Source organism: Kineococcus vitellinus (genome assembly GCF_009906315.1).
In the GTDB taxonomy this organism is placed as follows: Bacteria; Actinomycetota; Actinomycetes; order Actinomycetales; family Kineococcaceae; genus Kineococcus; species Kineococcus vitellinus.
In genome coordinates this window covers 1-5,940 of record NZ_JAAALL010000275.1, presented here as the reverse complement: position 1 = coordinate 5,940, position 5,940 = coordinate 1, and the positions used below count along the sequence as shown (strand labels likewise).

The window sequence follows — 5,940 nt, the reverse complement described above, 5'->3', positions numbered from 1 at the left end:
ACCAGCAGCCCGACCAGCAGCCGCTGCTGGACCTGCTCGCCGCCACCTCCCGCAGCGTCCTCGTGACGATCAAGCGCGACGGGCGCCCGCAGCTGTCCAACGTCACCCACCACTACGACCCGGTGCGCCGGCTGGTGCGCGTCTCCGTCACCGCCGACCGCGCCAAGGCCCGCAACCTCGAACGCGACCCGCGGGCCAGCCTGCACGTGAGCTCGGAGGACTTCTGGAGCTGGACCGTCGTCGAGGGCGAGGCGAGCCTGTCGGCGGTCGCGGCCGACCCGCACGACGAGGCCGTCGACGAGCTCGTCGACCTCTACCGCGCGCTGGCCGGCGAGCACCCCGACTGGGAGGACTACCGCGCCGCGATGGTGCGCGACCGCCGCCGCGTGGTGCGCCTGCCCGTCGCCCGCGCCTACGGGCAGCCGCCCCGGTAGCCGCCCCGCCCGCCGCCCCCGCGGGGTGCGGCGCTGCCAGTAGCGTCGCGCCATGGCTGTCCTGCACCAGGCCGAGCTGCGGCCCACCAAGCTCGAACTGCTCACCTCCTGGCTGCCCACGCGGCCCTGGAGCGGCCTGGCGGGCGGGGAGGTGCTGGAGGTCGTCGCCGCGTTCCGCTTCGACGACCCCGCCGGCGACGTCGGCGTGGAGACGTTCCTCGTGCGCGCCGGCGACGGGCCCCTGCTCAACGTGCCGCTGACCTACCGCGCCGCGCCGCTGGAGGGCGCCGAGCGCTTCCTCGTCACGACGATGGAGCACTCCGTGCTGGGGCGGCGCTGGGTCCACGACGGCGCCGGCGACCCGGTGTGGGCGGACGCGGTGCACCGCGCCGCCGTCACCGGCGGCCGCGAGGCGGACCTGCTGCGGGCCGTCGACGGCCGGCTGGAGCCGGCGCCCAAGCACGGCTGGGCCAGTGGCGACGGGGACGCGGCCGAGGCCCCCGCCGTCACCGCGGTCGAGGGCGTGAGCACCGACGGCGCGGTGACGACGGTGCGCACCCCGGTCGCCACGCTCGTGCTGCCGCGGGTGCTGACGGGCGCCGCCGCGCCGCCGCCGCCCGCGGGCGCCCGGCTCACCGCGAGCTGGGGCGAGGACGAGGCCGCCGTCGTCGCGGTGGTGCTGGCGTGAGCGGGCTCGTCGGCGTCACCGGCGCCACCGGGCACGTCGGCGGGCGCGTCGCGCGCTCCCTGTCCTCGGCGGGCGTCGCGCAGCGGCTCGTCGTGCGCGACCCCGCCCGCGCCCCCGACCTGCCCGGCGCCGACGTGCGCCCGGCGGCCTACGGCGACGCCGAGGCGCTGCGGCACGCCCTCGACGGGGTGGACGTGCTCCTCCTCGTCTCCGCCGCCGAGCACGCCGACCGCGTCGCGCAGCACCGCTCGGTCGTCGAGGCCGCCGCGGCCGCCGGCGTGCGGCGCGTCGTCTACACCTCCTTCCTCGCCGCCGCCCCGGACTGCACGTTCACCTTCGGCCGCGACCACGCGGCCACCGAGGAGCTGCTGACCGCCTCGCGGGTGGAGACGACGTTCCTGCGCGACTCCTTCTACGCCGACGTCCTCCCCGGCTTCGTCGTCGACGGCGCGCTGCGCGGCCCCGCGGGCAGCGGGCGCCTGGCGCCGGTGGCCCGCGCGGACGTCGCCGAGGTCGCCGTCGCGGCCCTGCTGGACGAGGCGCACTCCGGCCGCACCTACGACCTCACCGGCCCGCGGGCGATGACGCTGGCCGAGGTCGCCGAGGTGCTCTCCGCCGTGCGCGGCGAGCGGGTGCGCTACGTGGCGGAGAGCGTGGAGGAGGCCTACGCCTCCCGGGCCGCCTCCGGGGCGCCGCGCTGGGTGCTCGACGGCTGGGTCAGCACCTACACGGCCGTGGCGAGCGGTGAGCTGGACGTCGTCAGCACCGCCGTCCCCGACCTCACCGGGCACCCCGCGCGCTCGCTGGCGGACGTGCTCGGCGGCGCCCGCCCGTGAGCGCGGCAGGGCTGCAGCGCGCGCTCGAGGACCTCGACGGCGCCCCCTACGCCCGCCACCGCTCCCTGTCGGGGCGCCCCTGGCCGCTGCTGCAGGACCCCGCCGGCCGCTGCGAGGTGCTGCTGCGGCAGCCGCAGGCGGACCCGTTCGCGCCGCCCTCGCGCTGGGAGGTGCGCTGCGCGGGCACCCCCTTCGCCGCCCTGGACCTGGGCACCGCCGTCCGCCGCCGGGCGGTGGCGGGCTTCCTGGCCCGCGCCGCGGCCGCCGCGCCGGGCCCCTTCCGCATCGACGCGGGCGGGCAGGAGGTGCTGCAGCGCAGCAGCTGCGAGGTGTCCGCCGACGGCTCGCTCGTGCTGCGGCTCGGCTACCCGGTGCCCGGCCCGCGCCGGCGCCTGGGGGGGCGGCGGGCCGCCGGGGACCTCGCGGGGACGCTGCCGCAGCTGCTGCGCGAGCGGGTGCTGGGATGCGACCTCGACGCCGCGCGGGCCTTCGCCGACGCCGTCGAGGACGCCGACGCCCTGCGCCGCGCGCTGCCCGGGCGCGGTCTGGTCGCCTTCGTCGCCGACGGCGCCGTGCTGCCGCGGCGCAGCGGCGTCGACGACCGCCCGGCCCTGGACGCGGTGCCGTTCTCCTCCCCGCCCTCGCTGCGCACCACCGTCGACCTGCCGCACCGCGGGCCGACGACGGGCGCGGGCCTGCCGACGGGGGTGACGGTGGTCGTCGGCGGCGGCTTCCACGGCAAGTCCACGCTGCTGCGCGCCCTGGAGGCCGGGGTCCACGACCACGTCCCCGGCGACGGGCGCGAGCTGGTCGTCACGCGCGCCGACGCCGCGGCCGTGCGCGCCGAGGACGGCCGGGCCGTCACCGGCGTCGACGTCGGCGCCTTCGTCACGGCCCTGCCCGGCGGCCTGGACCCGCGCGCGTTCACGACCGCCGACGCCTCCGGCTCCACCTCCCAGGCGGCGGCGACCGTGGAGGCGCTGGAGGCGGGCAGCCGGCTGCTGCTGCTCGACGAGGACACCGCGGCGACGAACCTCATGGTCCGCGACGCGCGCATGCAGCAGCTGGTGGCCAAGGCCTCCGAGCCGCTCAACCCGCTCGTGGACCTGCTGCGCCCGCTGGCCGAGGACCACGGCGTCTCCGCGGTGCTCGTCGTGGGGGCCAGCGGCGACTTCCTCGACGTCGCCGACCGGGTGCTGCTGATGGACTCCTTCCGCTGCAGCGACGTCAGCGAGCGGGCGCGGGAGGTGGCGCGCCGCCCGAGCGGGCGCGTCGCCGAGGCGGTCCGCTTCCCGCCCGTGCGCGGGCGGGTGGTGGACCCGGCCGGCGTGGACGCGAACGCCCGGGGGCGCCGGCGCGTCGCGGCGCACGGCACGGACGCGCTGCGCCTGGGCGAGCACGAGGTCGACGTGCGCGCGGTGCGCCAGTTCACCGACGCCGGCCAGGTCGCCGGTGCGGGGCACGCCCTCGCCCACGCGGTCGCCGCCGGCCACCTCGACGGCCGCCGCTCGCTGGCGCAGGTGCTGGACCTGCTGGAGGCGGACCTGGCCGGTGCGGTGACCGGCTGGCTGGGCGGGACGGAGGCGGACGTGGCGGTGCCGCGCCGCCACGAGGTCGCGGCGGCGCTGAACCGGCTGCGCTCCCTGCGCGTCGCGCGCCTGCTGGACGACCCGATCGGGGGATCCAGCGCCGCGCCGGCGCGGCCGACCACCCCGGGGTGACCCTCTCCCCGGCTGCGCCGCGACGTCGCGAGGCCGCCGTCGCCGCGGGCGCGCTGCTGGCGGGCGCGGCGCTGCTGCCCGCGGCACGGGGGGCCGCGCCGGTGCTGCTGCTGCTCGCCCACCTGGTGGCGGTCGCCGTGGTCGCCGGTGCGCTGCGCCGCGGCGGCGACGACGGGGTGTGGCGGTGGTGGGCGGCGACCGTCGCGGTGCTGGGCCTGGCCCCGGCGGCCGCGCTCGTGGCGGCGTCCTCGGGGTCCTCCCCGGCGTCGACCCCCGGGTCCTCCTCGGCGGTGCTGCCGGCGCTGGCCGCGCTGGCCGCCGCACCCCTGGCCTACCAGGGCCTGGTGCGCTGGAACCGCTTCCGCACGTACGTCTCCGACCCCGGGGACTGGCTCAACGGCGTCAGCGCCGTCCTGGCCATCACGGCGGCCGGGGTGCTGCTGCAGCGCCGGGCCGGCTTCCTGCCCGCGCCCTGGCCGGCCTGGCGCGAGCAGCTGTGGCTGCTGGACGTCGGCGCCCTCGTGCTGCTGCTGGGCACGGCCGCCACCGTCGCCGCCATCGGCGGGCTCGCCCGCGACCGCCGCGCCTGGGCGGTGCAGTGCGCGCTGGCGGCGCTGCTGGTGGTCTCGCTGTGCCTGCGCGGCGGCGCCTCGGACGGCGTGCGGCTGCAGGCGGCGTGGACGCTGGCCGCGCTCGTCGTGGCGGCCTGCTCGGTCCGGCCGGTGCGCTCGGCGGCGGTGCCGGCCTCCAGCCAGGCGCCCGCCGTCGGCTCGTTCATCGTGCTGGCGCTGGCGGTGGCCGTCCTGGCGGCCACCGACGTGCCCCGCGACGGGTGGGGGCCGACGGCGTACGCCCTCGGGGCGACGCTGGGGGTGAGCGTGCGCGTGGTGCACCTGCTGCGCGAGCTGGCGCAGCTGGCGGTCTCGCGCCGCGAGGCGCTGACCGACGAGCTCACCGGGCTGGCCAACCGCCGCGCCCTGCTGCAGCACCTCGTCGTGGCGGCCCGCCAGCGGCACGGCACGGGGCTGCTGCTCATCGACATCGACCGCTTCAAGGAGGTCAACGACCGCCAGGGCCACCACGCGGGGGACGCCCTGCTGCGCCGGGTGGTGGCGGCGGCCGCCCGCGCGCTGCCCGCCGACGCGGTCTTCGCCCGGCTGGGCGGTGACGAGTTCGCGGTGCTGCTGCCCGGCTGCGACGACGAGGGCGCCACCGCCGTGGGCCGCGCGCTGCACGAGGCCGTCGTCCGCCACGTCGACATCGGGCTGAGCATCGGGGTGCGCTCGCTGCCGGCGGGGGCCGTCGACCCCGACCGGCTGCTGCGCCAGGCCGACACCGCCATGTACGCGGCGAAGACGGCCGGGGGCGGGGTCGGCGTCTACGACTCCGACGTCGACGCCCGCTCGCGCGAGCGCGCCGCGCTGGCCGCCGACCTCAAGGCGCTCGTGGCCGCCGGTGAGCACCGGCTGCGCCGCGAGCTCGTCGTGCACTACCAGCCGCAGGTGGACGTGCTCACGGGCCGCGTGGTGGGGGTGGAGGCGCTGGTGCGCTGGGAGCACCCGGTGCGGGGCCTGCTGGCGCCGGTGACGTTCCTCGACCTCGCCGAGGAGCAGGGCCTCATGGACGAGCTGACCGTGCACCTGCTGCACCGGGCGACGGCGGACGCGGCGCTGTGGGCGCACGGCGGCCTGCCGCTGCGGGTGTCGGTGAACCTGTCGGCCTCGACGCTGGCGCACCCGGACCTGCTGCGCATCGTCGACGACGTGCTGGCCCGCAGCGGCCTGGCCCCCGGCCGGCTCGTGCTGGAGGTCACCGAGACGACCCTCATGGCCGACCCCGACCTGGCGCTCGCCGTCACCCGCGGCCTGACGCGGCGCGGGGTGCAGCTGAGCATCGACGACTACGGGACGGGGTACTCCTCGCTGGCGTACCTGACGGACCTGCCGGCCACGGAGCTGAAGCTGGACCGCGCGTTCACCGTGCGGGTGCTGCACGAGCCGCGCACCGCGCAGATCGTGGAGGCCACGGTGGCGCTCGCGCACCGGCTGGGCCTGCGGGTGGTGGCCGAGGGCGTGGAGGACGCCGCGACCCGCGACGTCCTGGGCCGCCTCGACGTCGACGAGTCGCAGGGCTACCTGCACGCCCGCCCGATGCCGCCGGGCCAGGTGCGGCGCTGGCTGGAGCTGGCCGCGGGCGGGGTGCCGGGCGGGGTGCCGGGCGGGGTGCCGGGTGAGCCGGCGGCGGGTGGGGTGGCGCAGGAG

Annotated in this window: 5 protein-coding genes; all 5 read left to right on the top strand. The window is 78.9% G+C overall.

The genetic code is table 11. The features are described 5' to 3' along the window. The coding region (locus tag GTQ99_RS18735; protein WP_420814587.1) for a PPOX class F420-dependent oxidoreductase at positions 1 to 434 on the top strand (434 nt) is incomplete at its 5' end. Positions 435 to 486: 52 nt separating this feature from the next. After that, complete coding sequence (locus tag GTQ99_RS18730) at positions 487 to 1,122, top strand: CG0192-related protein (RefSeq protein ID WP_166617239.1); 636 nt, start codon at positions 487 to 489, stop codon at positions 1,120 to 1,122. Then, complete coding sequence (locus GTQ99_RS18725) at positions 1,119 to 1,958, top strand: NAD(P)H-binding protein (protein WP_166617238.1); 840 nt, start codon at positions 1,119 to 1,121, stop codon at positions 1,956 to 1,958. Before GTQ99_RS18730 ends, GTQ99_RS18725 begins: the two co-directional genes overlap by 4 nt. Next, a complete protein-coding gene (locus GTQ99_RS18720) occupies positions 1,955 to 3,679 on the top strand; it encodes a P-loop domain-containing protein (RefSeq protein ID WP_166617237.1) in 1,725 nt (574 codons plus the stop codon). The genes GTQ99_RS18725 and GTQ99_RS18720 overlap by 4 nt, the downstream gene beginning before the upstream one ends. Then, positions 3,676 to 5,940: EAL domain-containing protein (locus GTQ99_RS18715; RefSeq protein ID WP_166617236.1), on the top strand; the 2,265-nt coding region annotated here is incomplete at its 3' end. The genes GTQ99_RS18720 and GTQ99_RS18715, both read left to right, overlap by 4 nt.